We start from the raw sequence: 21,379 nt of genomic DNA, 5'->3' as shown, positions 1-21,379 counted from the left end.
CGGTCACCGGAACCAGGCGTTCACGCCGGGTAGGTGGTCGCCCGGGTGTCGGCGGACACGTCCCGCAACACCCGGTCGTAGAGCACCTCCAGCAGCCAGCGCCCGAACAGCGACGGCCCGAACTCGATCGACCGGTCCTCCGGCGGCACCAGCAGCTCGGCCACGCCCGCCACGTCCACCGACACCACGCCGATGCCGTAGTAGTCCAGCTCCATCAACGGCCACGACTGGTCACCCTGCGGCGCGGGCAGCACCACCGCGCACGGCGCGAGCGTCATCAACGTCCCGCACGACTGCAGCGCGCGGTCGACCGTGGACTCGCCCACCAGGACACCGACCAGCTCGACCGCGGGCACGGGCAGCCGCTCGTGCGTCGACGGCTCGACCCACGAGCGGAACCAGGACGGGTCGGCCTGCGGCGGCCAGCCGTTCGCGCTGCGCCACTCGTGCACGTCGGCGCGGACCCGCACGACGGCCGACACCTGGTGACCCAGCACGGCGACGTCGGGGACGACGATGCCGCGCCAACCCAGCGCCGACGCGGCATGGTGGAGGAGCGGTTGCACTCGGGCATCCTAGGACTGGTTTCGGTTTCAATGACAGACCCTCGGGCGCGCTGGGTGTCGAACCCAGTGCGGAGAGTCATCAGCGAGTTGAGCGCCCTACGCTCAAGGCCCACATGATGAGCGGCACCTGAAGCGGCAACCGACCGTAGGCGATGGCCTTCGCCCTGGGCGATTTGGTGCGGTAGGCGTAAGCCATTTGGACGTTGGCCGGGAACACCGCCGCGAAGAACCCCGCCGCGAGCTTGCCGCCCAGACCGCGCGTGCGCGGCACGGCGACCGCCGCGGCCAACCCCACCTCCACGACCCCGGACAGGTACGTCCAGGTCCGGGGCTTGCCCGGCAGCACGCGCGGCACGATGGCGTCGTACGGCTTCGGCTTGGCGAAGTGCGTGACACCGGCGGCGCCGAGCAACCCGGCCAGCGCGAGCGCCGACCAGGAACGGGAACGAGTGGGTTCCATGGGACCACCCTGTCATGCCGGCCGCCGCACGGCGTTCCCAGGGTTATCCTCCCGCACCGTGAGCGGTGAGCCTGAAAATCCCGAACATCCCGAGCGGTCGGCCGTGGCCGCGTTCGCCGACGACTTCCTGGTCGGCCTGCGCGAGTGGCTGACCATCCCGTCGATCGGCGTCGACCCGGCGCACCACGGCGACGTGGCCGCCTCCGCCCACTGGCTCGCCGACGCGTTGCGCCGCGACGGCTGGCCCGACGTGCGGGTCTGGCAGGAAGGACCGGCGCTGCCCGCCGTCTACGCCTGCCTCCCCGCCGCCGACCCGAACGCGCCGACGGTGCTGGTCTACGGCCACCACGACGTGCAGCCGGTCGACCCGGTCGAGCAGTGGCACACCCCGCCGTTCGAGCCGACCCTGGTCGGGGAAGAGCTGTTCGGACGGGGTGCCAGCGACGACAAGGGCCAGGTCGCGATGCACCTGCTCGGCGTCCGTGCGCACCTCGCGGCCACCGGCTCGACCACGCCCGCGGTGACGTTGAAGCTGTTCGTGGAGGGCGAGGAGGAGTCCGGTTCGCCGCACCTGACCCGCCTGCTCGACGACCACCGCGACGACCTCGCGTGCGACCTGGTGGTGTTCACCGACACGCCGCTCTACGGGCGCGACGCGCCGACGATCTGCACCGGCCAACGCGGCGTGTACGGGGCGGAGGTCGTGTTCACCGGCGGCACGTCCGACGTCCACTCCGGTCGGTCCGGCGGCAGCGTGCCGAACCCGGCGACCGCCATCGCCCGGCTCGTGGCCGCCCTCCACGACGACGACGGACGCGTGCAGCTGCGCGACTTCTACGCCGATGTGATCGAACCCACCGAAGCCGAACGCGCCGACTACGCAGCGTTGCCGTTCGACGAGGCGGAGTGGCTCGCGAACGCCGGCGGTGCACGGGGACTGGCCGGCGAACCGGGTTGGTCGACGCTCGAACGGGTCTGGGTGCGCCCCACCGCCGAGGTCAACGGCATCCACGGCGGCTACACCGGACCGGGCCTGAAGACGATCGTGCCCGCGAGCGCGTCGGTCAAGCTGTCGTTCCGGCTCGTGCCCGACCAGCGCCCCGAGCAGGTCGCGGAGGCGCTGCGCGAGTTCGTCGACCGGCACACCCCCGCCGGACTGCGGGCCGAGGTGATCGCCCGCGGCGACGGTGCGCCCCCCTACGCGGTGGACGTCTCCCACCCGGCCGTGACGGCGGTGCGCGACGCCGTGGAGGCCGCGTTCGAGCAGCCCGTGAGGTTCAGCCGGACGGGTGGCTCCGGGCCTGCGGCGCTGCTGCACGAGCGGCTCGGCGTGCCGGTCGTGTACCTGGGCGCGACGTTGCCGGATGATCGGATCCACGCGCCCGACGAGCGCGTCGTCGTGCCACTGCTGCTCCGCGGCGCCGAGGCCGCCGCCCGGCTGTGGCGGCTACTGCCGGAGAGGTTGTCATGATCCGCCGCATGAGCCCGGGCGAATCGCTGGCCAACCGGCCGGGCCACTCGCTCGTCGGTGTGATCAGGATGCCGGACACGGTGCAGAGCCCGGTCCGTGCGATCCTCAAGCGGGTGATCGGCGCGTTCACCGCGCTGATGGCCGCGGTCCTGATCGTGTACCTGGACCGCAACGGCTACCGCGACGTCAACGACGACGGGCTGTCCTTCCTGGACGCCGTGTACTACGCGACGGTGTCGTTGTCGACCACCGGATACGGTGACATCACCCCCGTCAGCTCCTCGGCGCGGCTGGTCAACGTCCTGGTGATCACCCCCTTGCGGGTGCTGTTCCTGATCGTCCTGGTCGGTACGACCCTCGAAGTGCTCACCGAGCGTTCGAGGCAGGCACTGCGCATCCAGAAGTGGAGGACCAAGGTGCGGGACCACGTGGTCGTCGTCGGGTACGGCACGAAGGGCCGGTCCGCCGTCAGCGCCCTGTTGGGCGACGGGATGGAGCCGGGCTCGATCGTCGTGGTCGACACCGCCCAGGAAGCCCTGGACGCCGCGTCCTCGATCGGCCTGGTCACCGTCCACGGGTCCGGGACGAGCAACGACGTGCTGCGCGTGGCCGGCGTGACCCGCGCCCGCGCCGTCGTCGTCGCCGCGAACCGCGACGACACCTCCGTCCTCGTCACCCTCACCGCCCGCGAGTTGGCGCCGGAGGCCCAGATCGTCGCGTCGGTGCGGGAGCGGGAGAACGAGCACCTGCTCCGCCAGTCCGGCGCGGACTCGGTGGTGGTCTCCAGCGAGACGGCGGGCAGGCTGCTGGGCATGGCCACCGCCACCCCGTCGGTGGTCGACATGGTGGAGGACCTGCTGACCCCGGACGCCGGTCTGGCGATCGCGGAACGCGACGTCGAGCCGTCCGAGATCGGCGGCTCACCCCGCCACCTGCCGGACATCGTCCTGGGCGTGGTGCGCGGCGGCACCCTGTACCGGGTGGACGCCCCGGAAGCCGACGCCGTGGAAGCGGGCGACCGACTCCTCTACGTCAAGAAGGTCACCCCACCGAAGGAAGCCTGACCTCCACCACCCCCTCCACCCATTCACTCGTCCAACGGCATCCGAACCACAAACGCAGCCCCACCCGCACCAGCTCCGCCTGCACCCGCACTACCTCCACCTGCCCGACTCGGGCCCGCACCGCCGTCGTGGGAAGCCTCAGCCCCCACGCCGGACGGTGCGGTGCCCGCGCCGACCGCCCCGAAACCCACCGCCTCCGCGCCGGTCGGCGTGTCCACTGTCGGCACACCCGACGGGTCACCGGCGCTGGTGCTGCCTTCCCCCGTGTCGGTCGGCCCCGTGTCGGTCGGCTTGGCGTCGGTCGGCCTGGCGTCGGTTGGGCTCATGCCGGATGGACTGGTGTCGGGCGAGCTTGCGACAGGCGGAGCGGTGTCGCCGGCTGTGACGTCATCCGGCGTGGTGCCGCCAGGTGCGGTGTCGTCGGGCGAACTGGCCGTGGTCGATCGGGTGACGGTGCTGGTTGTAGTACTGGTGGTGGGCTCTGGACGGTCCGGGCGTGGACCTGCGCGGTGGGTCTGGTCCGGGTCGAGGCACCACAGTTCACCGCCGTGTGCGCGGACCACACCGCGGGCGATCGGGAGTCCCAGCCCCGAGCCGCCGGACCGCTGGTCCCGGGCCTCGTCCAGCCGCACGAGCCGGTCGAAGATGCGTTCCCTGTCCTCCGGCGGCACGCCCGGCCCGTTGTCGGACACCACCAGCAGCGCGAAGTTGCCCGCCCTCGACACCCGCAGCCGAGCCCGGCCGGACGGCCCGGTGGCCTGGCGGGCGTTGTCGGCCAGGTTCGCCAACACCTGCGCCAACCGCTGCGGATCACCCGAGACGAACGCCGACTCGCCCTCCGCGGCGATGTCGAAGTCCGGCGCGAGCAACCGCGTCCGCCCCACCTCGGCCTCGGCCAACGCGAGCAGGTCCACGCGCTCCCGGTGCAGTTCGAGACCTGCCTCGATGCGCGCCAACGCCAACAGGTCGTCCACCAGCCGCCCGGCCCGCCGCGACTCCCGCACCAGCAGCAGGTTCAACCGCTCCCGCTCCTCGGCATCGGCCGTCTGCATCAAGGCTTCGGCAACCGCCTGCACGCCCGCGATGGGTGTCCTCAGCTCGTGCGCCGCATCGGCCACGAACCGCTTCGTCCGCTCCTCCGATCCCTCCAACGAGTCCAGCATGTCGTCGAACGCGGCCGCCGTCCGACCGAGTTCGTTGTCCGCTCGCGACGGGTTGAGCCGGTAGCCCCGGTCACCCCGCGCGATCGAACGGGCCAGCGTGGTCATCGCGTCCAGCGGTGCCAACGCCCGCCGCACCACCCACACCATCGCCCCGGCCGTCACCGCCAGGGCACCGAGCCCGACCAGGAGCAACAACCGCCGCAGCCTGGCCTGCGCGACCGTGGTCACCGACGACTCGGCGTACAGGGTGATCTGCGAGCCGTCGGCCAACCGTCGACTGACTTCGTTCGCCACCTCCTCATCCGGTGCGTTGCCGTGCACCGTCCCGTCCGGCATGACCAGCCGAACCTCTACGCCCCGACCCTCCACCCGGTTCACCAGGTCCGCGCCGCGCACCCGCTGCTTGACCAGCTGCTGCGCGACCCGCGCCCTCTCCAGCAGCGCGGTGTTGACGTCCCGCTCGGACTGCGCCGTGAACAGCGCGTCCACCGCCAGCACCACCCCGACCAGCACGACGCCGAGGACGACGATCACGGACAACGTGACCCGTCGACGCAGCGAGACGGTCCGGAGGCTCACGCCTCGTCCGCCCGCAGCACGTACCCGAGACCGCGGACGGTGTGCAGCAGCCTCGGGCCGTGCTCCTCCAACTTCCGGCGGAGGGCGCTGACGTGCACCTCCACCAGGTTCGGGTCGTAGTCCTCGTAGCCCCACACCGCCGTGAGGATCTGCGTCTTGCCCACCACCCGCCCCCGCTGCACGGCCAGGTACCGCAGCAGGCGGAGTTCGGTCGCGGTCAACTCGATCGGCGCGTCGCCCCGCAGCACCACCGCCGAGTCGGCGTCCACCAGCAGGTCTCCGATCTGCACGGTCGACGGCGTCCGCCCGAGCCGCCGCAGCACCGCGCTCACCCGAGCGACCAGTTCGGCCAGCACGAACGGCTTCACCACGTAGTCGTCCGCACCCCGGTCGAGACCTCTCAGGCGGTCGGACACCCCGTCCCGGGCGGTCAACATCACCACCCCGGCCCCGCACGTCCGCCGGATGACCTCCAGGAGCACGAAGCCGTCCCGGCCGGGCAGCATCACGTCGAGCACCACCAGGTCCGGCCGGAACCTGGCCAGGTCGCCCTCCAGGTCACGACCGTCCGGCCGGACCTGCACCTGGTAACCCGTATCCCGCAAGGCGGAACCCACCGCGACGCCGATCGCCTCCGCGTCCTCGATCACCAGCACCCTGGCAGCAGTCGACACCTCCACATTCTGCGTCGCGACGCCCGTTACGGCCGCGAGACCACGACGAGCCGAAACACACCTCGACCCCGACACCAACCCCGACATCCACACCAAGTGCCCACCGCTGCCGACCCCGACCACCGCCCGACCGCCGACCACCGCCCGACCACCGCCCGACCGCCGACCACCGCCCGACCGCCCGACCGCCCGACCACTGACACCGGCCAAGCCGCCAACCAGCCGCCGACACCCGCGGGACACCCACACTCGCCAGCCCGCCAGCCCGCCAGCCCGCCAGCCCGCCGACACCCGCCAGCCCCGCGAGCCGCCGACACCCGCCAGCCCCGCGAGCCGCCGGTACCGCCGGCCGAGCGAGCCTCCGACGCCGCTGGCCGAGTGGGCCGCCGGTACCGCTGGTCGAGTGGGCCGCTGATACCCGTCAGCGCCGGCAGGCCACCGACACCTGCCGGCCCTGCGGACACCGACAGCCGATTTCCCGCGGGACACCGACACCTACTGGCACGGCGGCCACCAACACCCGACACCACCAGCCCGGCGAGCCCTCGACACCCGCCGGACTAGCCAGCCACCAACACCTGCCGGACTGGCAAGCGGTCCCCGACACCTGCCGACCCAGCGTGCCGGTGACACCTTCCGACCCGGTGTGGATGGCACTCGTCAGCCCCAGCGAGCCCGACACCCGCCAGCCAGGTGAGCCGCCGACGCGCGCTGGCTCGGTGAGCCGCTGACACCCGCCGGTCGGGCCGGTCACCCTCACCAGCCGGCCGCCGCGACCCCCTCGGGTCGGGATGGCCACCGCGGCCTGTCCCCTCGGTCTGGCTGCCGCCGCCCGTGCGGCCGGACCGTCCACCGCCGCCCAACCGGCCGGGATGGCCCACCACCGCCCGTACCCGGTTCAGGCGTTGGCGCGGCTCACCTCACCGCAGGGTGCAGGCGTCGATCACGGCTCCCTTGCTGTTGGTCGTGGGCCGGCCTCGCCCGACAAGGGCGCGGAAGGGAGAGGCCGGCCGTCCGGGGGAGAAGGGCGGCGCGCGCGGCCGTTCTCCATCGTGTTCGTCGAAAGGACGTTCGTCGGAAGGTCGTTCGGTGGCGGGGTGTTCGGGACCGAGTCGGTGTTGGACGGTTGCTCCGTGGACGAGACGATCGGAGCGTCGTTCGTGGATCGCCCCGTCGACGACCCTGATCCACACGACTGCGCACGGCCCGGATGTGCGCACCCACACCATGCACCGGGCAGGCGTGCACTGGGTGGCCGTGAACCGTCGATCCGTTGTGGACGGATGCGTGCGGAGCACGGGCTGCGCCGCGCGGTCGGACGGGGTCGGTGAGGGCTTTCACGGTGAAATTCATGGGTTAAGTATCGAACTGGCGTTCGAGGGTGGGCAAGATCACGATCGAGTGATGTTTGCGAACCTGGAACACCCGACGGCCCCCACGACAGCCTGCCACCCCGTCTGCGACCATCCACGCTGTGGCGGTTCCGCGAAGCCCGGTCAGATGGGCGCTGGTGCTGCTGGTCGTGGGGCTCGCAGCCGTCGCGGCAGCGGTCGCCTTGTGGTGGCCGCGCACGTCCGCCGAGGTCCAGCGGGTCGCCGCCACCGTCGTCACCTCCGCCTCCTGCGGCGACGCGGACGCCTACGACCGGGTCGAACTGACGATCGGTGACCAGTCGCACACGGCCAAGCTCGACGGCTGCGGCCACCAGCGGAACGAGGTGGTGGAGGTCGTCGTCCCGGCCGACACCAGCGGCGAGTTCACCGTCCAGGCCGCCGCCAGCACCCCGGTGGGCATGCCGTTCGAGGCCAGGCTGACGACGTTGCTGATGTGCCTGAGCGGTCTCGCCGGAGGCCTGTACGCCTACCTGCTGACCAGGCGCTCTCAGCCCACGGCCCCCGCCGGGGCCGCATAGGTGTTGCACGACGTCGTGACACCCGTCGTGAACCCCTGTGACGCCCATTCGGCCTGGTTGTCCGGGCTGCCGTGGGCGTTCTTGTCGGGCGTCTCCGCCACCGCGTACTGGAAGTCGTCCGCCGCTTCCTCCGCCAACCCGGGCCCGATCGACCCGGACGCCGCGACCAGGAACATCCCGGCGAAGCAGTTGGCCTGCAACTCGATCCGCCGCGACATCTCCAGGCCCGCCGGCGTGTCCTCGCCCGCGTCCGCGATCTTGCTGTCCGCCGCGCGCAGCATCCCGCTCAACGCCTGCACGTGGTGCCCGTACTCGTGCGCCAACGTCGCCAGGTGCGACCCCGCGCGCTCGCCGCCGCCGTTGTCGCGCAGCCGCCGCGTGGGCATGTAGATGGTCCTGTTGCGACCGCAGTAGTACGCGACCGCCTCACTCTCCGCGGGCGCCGAGCCGCACGGCCCCTCCACCAGGTCCGGCGACGTGTCCAGCGCGGGCGGGTCGAACGGCAGGTTCGCCTGCTCCAGTACCGGCCGCCACGCGGCGTCCAGGCACGTCACGCCGGCCTTGTAGTACGCCGACAGCTGCGTGTCCGACACCCCGAACCCCGGCAACGTGCACGCCACGGCGGGCAGCCGGACGGGTGCGGTGAGCAACGGGTGGTCGTCCAGCCGGTGCACGGCGCGCGGCCGCGGGGGCTCCGGGTCTGCGGTGGTGCGGTCGACCGGCGCACCGGGCGCGGCGACCGCGTGACCGTTGATCCGCCGGGACGTTTCGAGCTGCGTGATGCCGCCCAGGCCCAACACGCACAACACGATCAACGAGAACACGCCGATGAGGACGATCGGGTTGTTCTTGGGCTCCTCGGGCGTGTGCACGGTCCTCCAGTCGGGTCAGCTGACGTCCGCCGCGCTCGCCACCCAAGTGTTGCACGCGCTCGTTTCGTTGCTCTTGAAGCCGTGGTTGACCCACGCCGCGTTCTTCTCGGGCGCACCGTGGTCGCGGTTGGGGTAGATCGGGTAGTCGCCGCGGTTGCCCGCGTCCGTCAGGGCCACCGAGATCACGTCACCGGGGATCGCGCCGTGCGACAGCGGCGCCAGCGTCATCCCGCCGAAGCAGGTGGCCTGCAGCTCCTTGCGCCGGTTCAGGTCGAGGCCCTCGGGGGTGTCCCAGCCGCCCTTCTCGTACTGGGCCTGGCTGGCCGCCCGCAGGATGCCGGACAGCCACTGGATGTGGTGGCCGTACTCGTGCGCGAGCTGGCCCAGGTACTTGCCCGGGTGGTTGGGGTTGGCCGAGCCCTGCTCGTTGGCGTAGTGGTTCGGCGTCCAGTAGATGGTGCCGTCGCAGTACATGGCGGTGCGGTCCGGGCCCATGGAGCCGCACGTGTTGGTGATCTGCGAGGTCACCATGACCAGCTCGACGGGCTGGTAGGGCAGGTTCGCGCGCTCGAACGACGGCTTCCACATCGCCTCGATGCACGGCAGCGAGGCCCGGAGGAACCGGTCCTGGCCCGCGGGCGAGTAGTCCATCGACGGCAGGGCGCAGCCGTCGATGTTGAACGCGCCGAGGCCGGCCGCGTGGATCGGGTTGTCACCGAGCGCGATGACGGCCTTCGGGCCCGCCTTGGGCGTGCTGGTCGACGTCGACCGCTTGCTGCTCTCCGTCGTGGTCGTCGTCTCGGTGGTCGTGGTGGTGGGCTCCGGCGTGTACGTGTAGCTCGAGTACCCGGCGTTGCCCGAGTCGCTCGCCGACTTGGAGCCGCTGTTCGCGGCCACGATGCCGATGGTGGTGACGCCGAGCACGAGCAAGCCGACGATCACGACCGCCACCAGCGGGCCCTTGCCCTTGCGCTGCGGCAGCGGCGGGTACGGCATCGGCGCCGGACCCCAACCAGGTGGCGGGCCGGGCGGCGGACCCCAGTTCACGGGCGGCGGCTGCGGCGGGGCCATCGGCGGCGGCATCGGGGGCGTCTGCCCTGGCCACGAGGGTGGTTGCTGGTAGGCGGGCGCCTGGCCCGGGGGCGGCTGCGGCGCCGGCCACTGCCGCGTCGGCTGGGGCTGCTGCTGGGGCTGCTGGGGGTAGTGGGGCTGCGGCTGGTGGGGGTTCAGCGGGGCGGGCATCGGGGGCGGCCCAACCGGTCGTGGCGGCGGCCAGCCACCCGGCGGCGGTGGTTGCGTCATCGCTGGTGGTCCCCCATATCGCGGATGCCCGAATCAGCACAAGAGCTTAGGGGAACTCCGCTATTCTCCGCGGCCGTGTTGAAAAACTGGGGAGCGGCGGCGATCTGCGCGGTCGCGCTGTGCGCGGGGGCGGGCACGGCGTCGGCGCAGCCGAGCAGCACGGCCGGACTGCCCGGGACGGTCGGCGCCGACGTGCGGCTCAAGCTGGAGCGCGACGGCAGGCTGAGCGTGACCGAGGTCGTCACCGTCCCCGACGGCGCGACGGCCAAGCGGGTGGTCCCGCTGCGCGTCCCCGTCGCCGCCGACCGCGACCGCGTCTTCCGGGTCGACGACGCGGCCGTGGAGGGCGACGGCACGGCCACCGCGTCGGCCGACGAGCTGACGATCGCACTCCGGTCGGGCACGTCCACCGTCAAGTACTCCGTGGTCGGCACGGTCGCCAAGATCGGTGACACCCTGGAGCTGCGCTGGCAGCCCGCGAGCGGCTGGGACACCCCGCTGGACTCGGTGAAGGTCTCCGTGATCACGCCGGACGCCCCGAGGTCGGTGAACTGCCTGGCCGGCGAGCCCGGCACGTCGAAGCCGTGCACCACCGCGGACCTGGGCGACGGCCGCGGCGTGCGGGTGACCGAGATCGGCCTGGCCGCCGGTGAGCGGGTCGACGTGGCGGTCGGCCTGCAGGAGGGCGCGTCGCCCGCGAACGCGCTGGTCGAGGAGACGTCCGGGTTGGCCGCGGCGTTCGCGTTGACGCCGTTGACCGGGCTCGGGCTCGGTGGGCTCGTCGTGCTGCTGCTGTGCGGCGGGTTGTTGTTGTGGTACCTCCGCGGTCGTGACGCGCGGGCGTTGGCCGGGGAGGTCGGGCCGGTGCACGTGCTGGTCACCGACCCGTCCGGGCGGGTGGCGTTCGCCTCGCCGGACGGGGTGCTGCCCGGCCAGGTCGGGACCGTGGTGGACGAGCACGTGGACGTCGTCGACGTGACCGCGACGATCGTGGACCTCGCGGTGCGCAACTACGTGTGGATCGAGGAGGTCGACGGGCACGACTGGCGGTTCGTGCGGCGCAACCCGGCCGACCCGTCGCTGTCCGGGTACGAGCGCGCGGTGTACGAGGCCCTGTTGCCCGACGGGGTGGACGCGGTGGCGCTGTCCGAGCTGAGGGGCAGGCGGATCGACCTGTCCCGGGTGCGGGACGAGCTGTACGCCGACGTGGTGGCGAAGAACTGGTTCGCCCGCCGGCCGGACGCCGAGCGCACCCTGTGGTGGTGGGCCGGGGTCGGGCTGGGCGTGCTCGGCGCGGTGCTGACGGTGGTGCTGGCGCTGACCGGCGGGGCGGCGCTGTTCGGGCTGGTGGTCGTGGTCGCCGGGGTGGCGTTGGCGGTGGGCGCGCGCTCGATGCCCGCTCGCACGAGGCGCGGCAGTGCCCTGTTGGAGCACGTGCGCGGGCTGCGCGGTTACCTGCACACGGCGACGCCCCAGGACATCCCCGAGTCCGATCGGGAGATGGTGTTCTCGCGGTCGCTGCCCTACGCGGTGGTGCTGGGGGAGACGGAGCGGTGGCTGGCGACGTTCGCCGGCACGCGGCCGGGGCTGTACTGGTTCGGCGAGGCGGAGCAGGGCGGTGACCTGCGGCGGTTCGCGCAGCGGTTCCCGGCGTTCCTGGGCGCGCTGGACGGGGTGCTGGCCCAGGCCGGGCACCTGAGGTCGCTGCGGGGCTGATCCGTTTCACCCGAAAGTGATCTTGCGCCCCGTCGAACAGCAGTTCGACAATTGACCCGTCCTCCCCGGACCGACCCGAGGTCGGCGGGCGCGGTTCCCGCGGGAGGTCAGGGCGAAGCCACCCCGGTGTCCACAGGCGCCGGCTCCACCGGGTGGGTGCCCGCCGAGACGAGCGGTGGTCCGGATCGGGCGAGGCGTGCGCCCGGCTCCGGATCGACCGTCGAACCGCTGGTCGGCCGGTCCCACCCCGGTCGGTTCGCGCTGGGCGTAGCGGCACGCTTCGGTGGGTGGGCGACCATCGAGCCCGGCAGTGGTGTGAACCCGTAGGCTGCGACCATGGCGCTACCCGAACTGCACAGGTTCACGCTTCCCAACGGTCTGCGGGTGGTGCTCGCACCCGACCGCAGCGCCCCGGTCGTCGGGGTGAGCGTGCACTACGACGTCGGCTTCCGCTCCGAGCCCGAGGGGCGGACGGGGTTCGCGCACCTCTTCGAGCACCTCATGTTCCAGGGCAGTGAGAGCTTGGAGAAGCTGGCCCACTTCCGACACGTGCAGTCCTCGGGCGGCACGTTCAACGGGTCGACCCACCCCGACTACACCGACTACTACCAGGTGCTGCCGTCGGCGGCACTGGAGCGGGCACTGTTCCTCGAGGCGGACCGCATGCGGGCGCCGAAGATCACCGAGGAGAACCTGCGCAACCAGATCGACGTCGTGAAGGAGGAGATCAGGCTCAACGTGCTCAACCGACCGTACGGGGGGTTCCCGTGGATCCTCCTGCCGCCGGTCTTGTTCCAGACCTTCCCCAACGCGCACAACGGCTACGGCGACTTCACCGACCTGGAGAACGCCACCGTGGACGACTGCGCCGCGTTCTTCGACACCTACTACGCGCCGGGCAATGCCGTGCTGACGGTGGCGGGCGACTTCGACCCCGAAGGGGCGAAGGCGCTCGTCGAGAAGCACTTCGGTGACGTGCCCGCCCGTCCGGTGCCGGTCCGGCCGTCGTTCGCCGAGGCCGCGCCCAAGGGCGAGCTGCGCGCCGAGCACACCGACCAGCACGCGCCGATGCCCGCCATCGCCGTGGGCTACCGCATCCCGGACCCGGTGACCGAGGTCGACGGCTACCTCACCTACCTGGTCCTGGCCGGTGTGCTGACCGACGGCGACGGGTCGCGGCTCCAGCAGCGGCTGGTGCACCGCGACGCGATCGTGGTCGACGTCGGCGCCGGGTGCGGTCTGTTCGGGCCGCTGGAGGCGCGCGACCCCGACACGTTCAGCATCACCGCGATCCACCCGCCGGAGGTCACCTCCGAGCAGGTGCTCGCGGCGGTGGACGAGGAGCTGCTGCGGTTGGCCGAAGAGGGGCCGACGGAGCAGGAGCTGGCGAAGGTCACCGCCCGCTGGGTGTCGACCATGCACCGCGAGCACGACCGGCTCACCAGCCGGACGCTGGGCCTCGGGTCGGCCGAGCTGCTGTTCGGGCGGGCCGAGCTGCTGTACGAGCTGCCGGACAAGCTGGCCGGCATCACCACCGACGAGGTCGCCGCGGCGGCCAAGGCGTTGCGGCCCGACTCGCGCGCCGTCCTGATCCTCAACCCCGCCGACGGAGGTACCGAGTGAGCGCCCCGACCAAGCACCGCAGCGCCGAGGAGATCGGCCGTACGGCGCTCGGGCCTCGCCCGTTCCCGGAGCTGGGCGAGCAGCGGGCGGCGGCGGACCTCGACCACGTCGACACGACGCTGGCCAACGGTCTGCGGGTGATCGCCGTGCGCCGGTCGTCCGTGCCGCTGGTCGAGGTGCGGCTGCGGATCCCGTTCGGGGACCCGGCGTCGAGCAGCGTCGGCTCGACGCACTCGGCCCGCGCCGAGGTGCTGGCGAACACGATCCTCACCGGCACCGCCACCCGCAGCCGGGTGGACGTCGACACCGAGCTGGCGCTGGTCGGCGGCGAGCTGGACGCGGTGGTCGACCCCGAGCGGCTGGCGCTGTCCGGCAACGCGCTGGTGTCCGGCTTCGGCACGGTGCTGGACGTGCTGCGGGACGTGCTGACCGGCGCGACCTACCCTGCCGACGAGGTCGAGCGGGAGCGCGCGCGGCTGGTGGAGCGGATCCGGTTGGCGCGGTCGCAGCCGAACGTGATCGCGCGGGAGGCGTTGCAGCGCCACCTGTACGGCGACCACCCGTTCGCCAAGGAGATGCCCGAGGCGGACGAGGTCGCGGCGGTGACCCGGGACGACGTGCTGGCGCTGCACGCGTCGGCCGTGCTGCCGCGCGGGTCGGTGGTCGTCGTCGTGGGCGACGTGGAGCCGGACGCGGCGGTGCGCGCGGTCGAGGGCGCGTTGGGCGGCTGGACCGGTGAGGGCACCGCGGTGGCGTTGTCGCCGCTGCCGTCCGTGCAAGGCGGTGACGTGCTGCTGGTGCACCGCCCCGGTGCGGTGCAGTCGCAGATCCGGCTGGCCGGGCGCGGGCTGGTGCGCACCGACGAGCGGTACCCGGCGTTGCAGCTGGCGAACCTGGTGTTCGGCGGGTTCTTCTCGTCCCGGCTGGTGGAGAACATCCGCGAGGACAAGGGCTACACCTACAGCGCCCGGTCGCACCCGGAGTTCACGCCGGGTGGGGCGACGCTGCTGGTCGACGCCGACACGGCGAGCGAGGTGACCGCGGCGGCGCTGCTGGAGACCCGCTACGAGCTGGGCCGGCTCGGCCTGGTCCCGCCGACGGACTCCGAGGTGGACACCGCCCGCCGGTACGCGATCGGGTCGCTGCTGACCGCGACGTCGTCGCAGGGCGGGCTGGCGTCGTTCCTGGTGAACCTCGCCGGTCTGGGCTTGGGCGTGGAGTGGTTCACCGGTCACCCCGGCCGGTTGGCGGACGTCACCGTGGAGCAGGTCACCGAGGTGGCGTTGGAGTTCTTCGCGCCGACGTCGTTCACCGGCGTGCTGGTGGGCGACGCGGCACTGCTGGCCCCGCAGCTGCGGGCGTTGGGCGGTGTGACCCTGCCGTGAGCTTCGAGTTGGTGGAACTGCCCGCGCTGTCGAGGTCCACGGTCGACCGGCGGGAGCCGTTGCGCGGTGACGTGGAGCGCATCGCGCAGCTGTGGCCGAAGGCGCGCGTCATGACCGTGGACGCGCACGGGCGCACGTTGGTGGCCGAGCAGGCCTCGCGCGTGGTCGACCGTCCCGCCACCGACTTCGGTGACGGCCCGCCGGACACGGCCGTGCTGCTCGGTGAGCAGGACGGGGTGGCGTACTGGGCGGTTCCGCTGACCGAGGACGAGACGGACGTCCAGGCGCCCGCCGGTCGGGCGTGGTTCCGGCCGGAGCTGACCGACGAGCCGCAGTGGCTCGACCTGCGGGCGTGCGGCGCGATGCTGGACGACACCGATGCCGGCCTGTTCACGTCGGCGGTGGCGTTGTTCCAGTGGCACCGGTCCGCGAAGTTCTGCGCGGTGTGCGGCGGGCCGACCGAGTCGGTCAAGTCCGGGTGGGCGCGGAGCTGCGCGCAGTGCGGCCGCGAGGAGTACCCGCGCACCGACGCGGCGGTGATCTGCCTGGTGCACGACGGCGCGGACCAGGTGCTGCTCGCCCGTGGCGCGGGGTGGCCCGAGGGCCGCTACTCGGTGCTGGCCGGGTTCGTCGAGGCGGGCGAGTCGCTGGAGGCGTGCGTGGCGCGGGAGATCGAGGAGGAGGTCGGCGTCGAGGTGCGGGGCATCCGCTACCTCGGCAGCCAGCCCTGGCCGTTCCCGCGGTCGTTGATGGTGGGGTTCGAGGCGGTGGCCGACCCGACCGACCCGTTGCGGCTCGCGGACGGTGAGATCGCCCAGGCCAGGTGGGTCAGTCGGGCCGACGTGCGGCAAGCGCTCGCGGAGCCGGGCAGTGTGCCGGACCTGCTGCTCGCGCCGGGCGCGTCCATCGCCTACCGGATGATCCAGTCGTGGGTGGCGGCAGCAGACTGATTCGCCGCACTGCCGACGCCGACCGGGCAGGTTGATCCAACGGGACCGGGGCAGGCTGACCGGACCGGACCGGACCGGACCGGCAGGCGACTGGAGCCAGGCAGCCTGAGCAGGCTGACCGGACCGGGCAGGGCTGTGCAGGCGACCGGACCAGGCAGGCTGACCGGACTGAGCAGGCGGCCGGGCTGAGCCTGCCGAACGGGCCGAACGGGCCGAACGGGGTGAGCGTGCTGGCCGGGCTGAACGGGCTGCCCGGACCGGGCCCGCTGACCGGGTCGGGCGCGCGGTCGGGTGGGCCGGGTCGGGTAGGCGGGTCAGTCGGCCTGGTCAGGGCCGGTGGGCCGACCGGGCTCGGGCCGTTCAGGCGGTGCGGAGCAGGTCGGGCCACGGCAGGTCGCGCACGAAGTCCGCGTACCGGTGCCAGGTGATCTCCGGCAGGTCGGCGTGCAGCCGGTGCAGGTCGATGTCGGTGCCCACCTCGGAGAAGTAGCGGAACATCGCGGCCAGGTCCGTCGAGTAGCGCGCGACCGCCTCCAGCGGCGGGCAGTGGTGGCGGATCGGGTGGCCGATGGCGGCTGTCAGCGCGTCGGCCATCCCGGTCGGGGTCAGGGCCTCGCCGGCCAGGTCCAGACGCCTGCCCGCGAACCGGTCGGGCTGCTCCAGCGCCAGGACCGCGACGTCCGCGATGTCCCGCACGGCGATCAGGTGCAGCGCGCGGTCGGACGGCAGGGGCAGGTGCAACGTGCCCTCGCGCAGGCCTTGCAACGTCCACTCGCCGAACTTGTCGTCGACGAACGCCGCCGGACCGAGGATGGTCCACCGCGGACCGGCGGCGACCAGGTGTTCCTCGATGCGCTGCTTGCTGTCGAAGTGCGGGATGCCGGTGCTGCGGTCGGCGTTGGACGCCGAGGTGAACACGATGTGGTCCACGTTCCGGGCCGCGTCGACCAACGCGGTGCCGTGGCGGACCTCGGTGTCCGTGTCGCTGCCGAACGGCGTGGTCACGGCGAAGACGGCACGCACGCCGTCCAGGGCTGCGCGGAGGGACGCGGGGTCGTCGAAGTCGCCCTGCGCGACATCCGCCCCGAGCTGCCGGAGTTCCTGCGCGGCAGCGCTGTCCGGGGTGCGGGTGAGTGCCCGGACGCGGTGGCCACGGGCGAGGAGCGCGCGGGTGACGGCTCCGCCTTGGGCACCGGTGGCGCCGGTGACGAGAATAGGTTCCATGAGCAAAGGTTGACTGTGAAAGTGTTCGGCAGTCAAGCGAGTATTGGTAGGGTTCCGCCGTGAGCCGACACGAGCCGAGCGACGCCCTGCTGGCGTGGCTCTACGTCCAGCAGGGCGTGGACGCGGTGCGGGTCGCCATGGAACGGCGCATCGAGGCCGCGGCCGGGTGCTCGCTGCTGGAGCACGACGCGCTGTACCGGATCGACATGAACGGCCGGCTGCTGATGTCCGAGTTGTCCGACCTGCTCGCGGTCAGCCCCAGCGGCATCACGCGGTTGGTCGAACGGTTGGTGCGGCGTGGCTGGGTCGTCCGCGAGCAGCCGCCGGACAACCGCCGGGTCGTGCACGCTGTGCTGACCGACGAGGGGCGTCGGGTGCTGGCCGCCACGAGCGCCCCCGCGTACCGGGAGTCGGTCGCGGAGGAGTTCACCGCGTCGCTGAGTGATCGCGACGTCGCGGATCTGAAGCGCATCGGGCGGAAACTGCTGGAAGCGCACGGCAAATGGGACACCAAGCGGTTCGCGACCGACTAACGTCGGAACTCGACACGCCCGTGTGGCGGCCGTGGTCCTACTCGCCCGATGGGAGTCGTCGTGCACCGCAAGCTGACCGTGCGCGACCTGCGTGCCGGTAACCGTGCGCGGGTGCTGCGCGCGTTGTACTTCGACCAGCCGCGCAGCCGGCAGGAGCTCGCGGGCGTCACCGGGTTGAGCCAGGCGTCGGTGAGCAACGTGGTCGCTGAGCTGATCGCGGACGGCGTGGTGGTCGAGGCCGGGCAGGTCGAGTCGGACGGCGGGCGGCCCCGCGTGCTGCTGCGGGTCAACCCGGACCAGGCGGCGGTGGTGGGCGTCGACGTCGGTGAGACGCACGTGCTGGTCGAGGTGTTCGACCTGACGTTGCGGCGGCTGGCCGAGGCGACGTTCCCGATGGAGCCGGAGGTCCACTCGGTCGACGACGTGGCGCGGCGCGTCCTCGAAGGTCTCGACCGGTGCCTCGAAGTCAGCGGCGTCGGTGAGGTGCTCGGCGTCGGCATCGGCGTGCCCGGTCAGGTCGAGCGCGGCCGGGTGTACGCGCAGACCGTCGGCTGGCACGGCGTCGCGCTGGAGCGGCTGCTCCGGACCGGCACCGACCTGCCGTTGTTCCTGGACAACGGCGCGAACACGCTGGGGCAGGCCGAGGTCTGGTTCGGCGCGGGCCGCGGCACGGGTGACGCGGTGGTCGCGCTGATCGGGTCGGGTGTGGGCGCGAGCGTCATCACGGGCGGCGTGCTCTACCGCGGTTCGTCGGGCGGCGCGGGGGAGTGGGGGCACACGACGGTCGCGCTGGACGGCCGGCCGTGCCGGTGCGGCGCGCACGGGTGCCTGGAGGCGTACATCGGTGCGTCGGCCGTGGTGGACCGGTACCGCGCGGTGAAGGCCGGCGTGCCCGCCGAGCAGGAGGCGGCGCTGGCCGCGCTGGTCGCGGACGGGTCACGGGCGGCGCGGGACGTCCTCGCGGAGACCGCCCGCTACGCGGGTCTGGGCATCGCGAACTTGATCAACCTGTTCAACCCGTCGCAGGTCATCGTCGGCGGCTGGGCCGGGCTGCTGCTGGGCGCGCGGATCCTGGACGACGTGCGCGTCCAGGCCTCCCGCCACGCCCTGCACCGGCCGTTCGAGCAGGCGTCGATCACCCTGTGCGAGCTGGGCCCGGAGTCGGTCGCGCTCGGCGCGGCCACGCTGCCGGTCGCCGAGTTCCTCGCGGCGGGCGGGGTGCGCCGCCGCACGCCCAGCCACGTGGTCTGAGGGTCAGGGGTCGATGCGGTCCAGTGCCGCGCCGTCCCACGTCGTCTGCGTGCACGCCACACCGCGGCCGTTCTTGGGTCGCAGCACGTCGTAGATGTGCATCCGGGGGATCTTGTCGGACACGCCCCAGCCGCTCGGCCAGGTGATCACCCAGTCCATGTCGAGGTCCACCAGCAGGCCGAGCATGCGCGCGATCGTCGGGTCGTCCAGCCGCTCGAACGCCTCGTCCAGCAGCACCAGCCGCAACGGCGAGAACTCGCCGCTCACCGCGTCGTAGAAGGACGCGGCCGCCGCGAACAGCGTCACGTACGAGATCAGCCGCGTCTCACCGGACGACAGCTGCCGCAGCCGGCGTTCGCGCGGGCCGCCGTCGGGACCGGTGTCCGCGACCGTGACGGTGAACTGGTGCCACGTCCGGTAGTCCAGCGCGCGGGACAGGATCTCGGCGTAGTTGCCGGTGTGCGCGTCGCGTTCGGCTTCGATGCGCTCGGTGAAGACGCGGCGCAGGGTCGCGTCCTGCTCGGGGTCGCGTTCCGCGTAGGGCAGGCGGACCAGCGCCAACGCGGCGCGGGTCTCCTCCTCCAGCGCCGCCGACGGCTTCCACGCCAGCTTGACGTGCACGCCCTGGCTCGACCGGGCCCGGCCGAGCACCTCGTTCATCCGCTTGCACAGGTCCTCTGCGACGGCGATCTGCCCGCGCAGCCACTCGGCCAGGTCGCGGATCAGGTAGTCCGCGAAGATGTTCTGGTACTGCTCGTCGAGGAAACCGCGCTGCTCGGCCAGCTTCGCGGTCACCTGGCGTGCGGCGACGGCCACCGGTCGGGCGCCTTCCTCGCCGGTGACCGTCACGGTGAGCAGGCCGACGTGCTGCTCGGCGGCGATGTCGTGGCTGCCCGCGAGGGCCGTCTGCAGCGCTTGGAGCTTGGTGATCACGGTCGCCTCGCCCGCGCCGCGCCGGTCGGACCCCATCAGGGCGGCGCGCACGGACGTGACGTCCTCCGGCACGTCGGGCAGGGCGGCCACGAGGATGCCCGGTGCCCGCACGGTGGCCTTGAAGTGCTCGGTCGCGCGGGTCTGGGCGTCGCGTGCGGCGGCGAGCTGTTCGGCGGACGTCTCCAGCTGCGCGGTCAGCTTCGCGGCCTGCTCGCGTGCCGACGCGACCTGTTCGCGCACACCCTTCAGCTCGTCGCGCATCCCGCGGCGCGAACGCTCCAACGTGGACAGTTGATCAGCGATCTCCTTCGCCTCGCCGCCGATCGCGTCGGTCAGCTCGGCCAACGTGGACGCCTGCGACGCGTAGTCCACGCACCGCGCCTCCGCGTCGGTCTCCGCGGCCACCCGGTCCTCCACCGCCGCGTGGTACCGGTGGGTCGCGTCGGCCAGGTCGGCCACGGTGCTCCGGCACTGGCGGCGCAGCACGTCACCCAACCGGTCGGCCGTGCGCTGCGCCTCGGCCGACGCCTGCCGGGCCTGCTGGAGGCCCTCGGTGGTGGCGGGCAGTCCCGCGTCGCCGGCCTGGCGCACGACCTCGGCGGCGGCGGCTTCGCCACGGGCCTGGGCGGTGGCGAGCTCCTCGCGCAGCTCCTCGGCGCGGCGGGCGGCGCGGTCGGCGGACTCCTGGGCGGCCTGGAGGCGACCGTGCCGGGCGACCAGCTCGCGGTCGGCGGGGAACCGGTCCAGGTGGGTCTCCCACTGCTCGACCAGGCCGCGCGCGGCGGCCAGGTCGGCTTCCGCCGCGCCCAGGTCGGCGCGCAGGGCGGCCAGCTCGTCCTCCAGCTCCGCGATCCGACGCCGGCGTGCCGCTTCACGGGCGCCGGCGCCGATGAACTCGGCCGCGTCCTTGCGCCACGCGCCGGTCAGCACGCCCGCCTGCCAACGCCCGTCCGGCGACACCGCGAACGCGGCGGCAGAGGTGGAGGTGGAGTTGGCAGTGGAGGTGGCCGTGGTGATGGCGGTGGCGGGGGCAGCCGGGTCGGTGGGGGTGGCCGGGTCGGTGGGGGTGGCCGGGGCGGTCGGGGCCAGGGAGCGCAGGGAGATCGACGCCAGCAAGTCCGCCACGACCGAGGCCGGGACGGGGGAGTTCGGCTCGACGGCCGGGACCAGCACCGTGGCCAGGGACGGGCCGTCGACCCGGGGGCCGGGTACGGCCAGCACGTCCTGGGCCAGGGTCACGTCTTGGGCCAGGGTCCCGGCCGGTGGCGGGGCTGCTGGGGTCGCCGGGGTGGTGGGGGTGGCTGATGGGTCGGGGCTGGTTTCGGGGTCCGCTTCTCTCAACCGAGGTGCGGTAACAGTGTTTCCGTACATATCCGGGGCATGATCACCCGATGGTGTGACGGGAGAGGTCAGCCAGGCGTCCAGCAGGCCTGACGCCTCCAGGGCCGCTTCCAGGCCCGCCTTCGCCGCGTCGTCGACGGTGGGGTGGAAGTCGACCAGGCGGTAGAACGGGGCCCCGCCCGACTCGTCCCTGGTCGCCGCGACGAACCGGCCCCGTTCGGGCACCCGGGCGGTGCCCGAGCGCAGCCCGGCCAGTTCGGCGTCCAGCGCGTTGATCGACCCGGCCAGCTCCGCCCGTCGCCGCACGACCGCGTGCGCGCCGTCCCGCGCCGCCGTCACCAGCGGTCCGACCCAGTCCCT

The 21,379-nt window shown here is 72.8% G+C and carries 17 protein-coding genes; 9 read left to right on the top strand and 8 right to left on the bottom strand.

Annotated elements, in window-relative coordinates:
* Window positions 1-20 precede the first annotated feature (20 nt).
* Both AB0G02_RS08050 and AB0G02_RS08045 read right to left on the bottom strand, forming a co-directional pair.
* Window positions 21-566 carry a hypothetical protein gene (locus AB0G02_RS08050; RefSeq protein WP_360791096.1) on the bottom strand — a complete coding sequence of 182 codons (546 nt, stop codon included), beginning with the start codon at window positions 564-566 and terminating at the stop codon, window positions 21-23.
* A 79-nt stretch (window positions 567-645) separates the two neighbouring features.
* Entirely contained in the window at window positions 646-1,026 is a 381-nt protein-coding gene (locus AB0G02_RS08045; protein WP_360791094.1) for a hypothetical protein, read from the bottom strand.
* 58 nt (window positions 1,027-1,084) lie between these two features.
* Between AB0G02_RS08045 and AB0G02_RS08040 the strand changes: the two genes are divergently transcribed.
* Window positions 1,085-2,497, top strand: a complete 1,413-nt coding sequence (locus AB0G02_RS08040) for a M20/M25/M40 family metallo-hydrolase (protein WP_360791091.1) — start codon at window positions 1,085-1,087, stop codon at window positions 2,495-2,497.
* Window positions 2,498-2,505: 8 nt separating this feature from the next.
* Complete coding sequence (locus AB0G02_RS08035; protein WP_360791089.1) at window positions 2,506-3,561, top strand: potassium channel family protein; 1,056 nt, start codon at window positions 2,506-2,508, stop codon at window positions 3,559-3,561.
* A gap of 23 nt (window positions 3,562-3,584) precedes the next feature.
* Here AB0G02_RS08035 and AB0G02_RS08030 read toward each other — a convergent pair whose 3' ends face one another.
* The gene (locus AB0G02_RS08030) at window positions 3,585-5,303 is read right to left on the bottom strand and encodes an ATP-binding protein (RefSeq protein ID WP_360791086.1); all 1,719 of its coding nucleotides are present in this window, start codon (window positions 5,301-5,303) and stop codon (window positions 3,585-3,587) included.
* The gene (locus AB0G02_RS08025; protein WP_360791083.1) at window positions 5,300-5,977 is read right to left on the bottom strand and encodes a response regulator transcription factor; all 678 of its coding nucleotides are present in this window, start codon (window positions 5,975-5,977) and stop codon (window positions 5,300-5,302) included. Before AB0G02_RS08025 ends, AB0G02_RS08030 begins: the two co-directional genes overlap by 4 nt.
* Window positions 5,978-7,451: 1,474 nt before the next feature.
* Between AB0G02_RS08025 and AB0G02_RS08020 the strand changes: the two genes are divergently transcribed.
* A complete protein-coding gene (locus AB0G02_RS08020; protein WP_360791080.1) occupies window positions 7,452-7,889 on the top strand; it encodes a hypothetical protein in 438 nt (145 codons plus the stop codon).
* Here the strand turns inward: AB0G02_RS08020 and AB0G02_RS08015 are convergent.
* Together AB0G02_RS08015 and AB0G02_RS08010 are read right to left on the bottom strand one after the other, a co-directional pair.
* On the bottom strand, window positions 7,859-8,761 hold the full coding sequence (locus tag AB0G02_RS08015; protein ID WP_360791077.1) for a neutral zinc metallopeptidase: 903 nt from the start codon (window positions 8,759-8,761) through the stop codon (window positions 7,859-7,861). The genes AB0G02_RS08020 and AB0G02_RS08015 overlap by 31 nt on opposite strands.
* Before the next feature lie 15 nt (window positions 8,762-8,776).
* On the bottom strand, window positions 8,777-9,757 hold the full coding sequence (locus tag AB0G02_RS08010; protein WP_360791074.1) for a neutral zinc metallopeptidase: 981 nt from the start codon (window positions 9,755-9,757) through the stop codon (window positions 8,777-8,779).
* Between the two features lie 381 nt (window positions 9,758-10,138).
* Here AB0G02_RS08010 and AB0G02_RS08005 point away from each other — a divergent pair, with 381 nt between their 5' ends.
* The 4 genes from AB0G02_RS08005 to nudC all read left to right on the top strand — a co-directional run bounded on the left by AB0G02_RS08005 (window position 10,139) and on the right by nudC (window position 15,737).
* Entirely contained in the window at window positions 10,139-11,779 is a 1,641-nt protein-coding gene (locus tag AB0G02_RS08005) for a DUF2207 domain-containing protein (RefSeq protein WP_360791072.1), read from the top strand.
* Window positions 11,780-12,115: 336 nt separating this feature from the next.
* Complete coding sequence (locus AB0G02_RS08000) at window positions 12,116-13,402, top strand: pitrilysin family protein (protein WP_360791069.1); 1,287 nt, start codon at window positions 12,116-12,118, stop codon at window positions 13,400-13,402.
* The gene (locus AB0G02_RS07995; RefSeq protein WP_360791067.1) at window positions 13,399-14,787 is read left to right on the top strand and encodes a pitrilysin family protein; all 1,389 of its coding nucleotides are present in this window, start codon (window positions 13,399-13,401) and stop codon (window positions 14,785-14,787) included. The genes AB0G02_RS08000 and AB0G02_RS07995 overlap by 4 nt, the downstream gene beginning before the upstream one ends.
* Window positions 14,784-15,737 carry an NAD(+) diphosphatase gene (gene nudC, locus AB0G02_RS07990; RefSeq protein ID WP_360791064.1) on the top strand — a complete coding sequence of 318 codons (954 nt, stop codon included), beginning with the start codon at window positions 14,784-14,786 and terminating at the stop codon, window positions 15,735-15,737. The genes AB0G02_RS07995 and nudC overlap by 4 nt, the downstream gene beginning before the upstream one ends.
* A gap of 360 nt (window positions 15,738-16,097) precedes the next feature.
* On the opposite strand, the gene AB0G02_RS07985 is transcribed toward nudC, so the two are convergent.
* Complete coding sequence (locus AB0G02_RS07985; protein ID WP_360791061.1) at window positions 16,098-16,961, bottom strand: NmrA/HSCARG family protein; 864 nt, start codon at window positions 16,959-16,961, stop codon at window positions 16,098-16,100.
* A 59-nt stretch (window positions 16,962-17,020) separates the two neighbouring features.
* On the opposite strand from AB0G02_RS07985, the gene AB0G02_RS07980 reads away from it, so the two are divergent.
* Window positions 17,021-17,494, top strand: coding sequence for a MarR family transcriptional regulator (locus AB0G02_RS07980; protein WP_360791058.1), 474 nt, complete (start codon window positions 17,021-17,023; stop codon window positions 17,492-17,494).
* Between the two features lie 48 nt (window positions 17,495-17,542).
* Window positions 17,543-18,745, top strand: a complete 1,203-nt coding sequence (locus AB0G02_RS07975) for an ROK family transcriptional regulator (RefSeq protein WP_360791055.1) — start codon at window positions 17,543-17,545, stop codon at window positions 18,743-18,745.
* A gap of 3 nt (window positions 18,746-18,748) precedes the next feature.
* Here AB0G02_RS07975 and AB0G02_RS07970 read toward each other — a convergent pair.
* A partial coding sequence (locus AB0G02_RS07970) for an SbcC/MukB-like Walker B domain-containing protein (RefSeq protein ID WP_360791052.1) occupies window positions 18,749-21,379 on the bottom strand: 2,631 nt, incomplete at its 5' end.

It is taken from the genome of Actinosynnema sp. NPDC023658 (assembly GCF_040639995.1).
In the GTDB taxonomy this organism is placed as follows: domain Bacteria; phylum Actinomycetota; class Actinomycetes; order Mycobacteriales; family Pseudonocardiaceae; genus Actinosynnema.
This window is presented reverse-complemented; position numbering and strand designations above follow the sequence as displayed.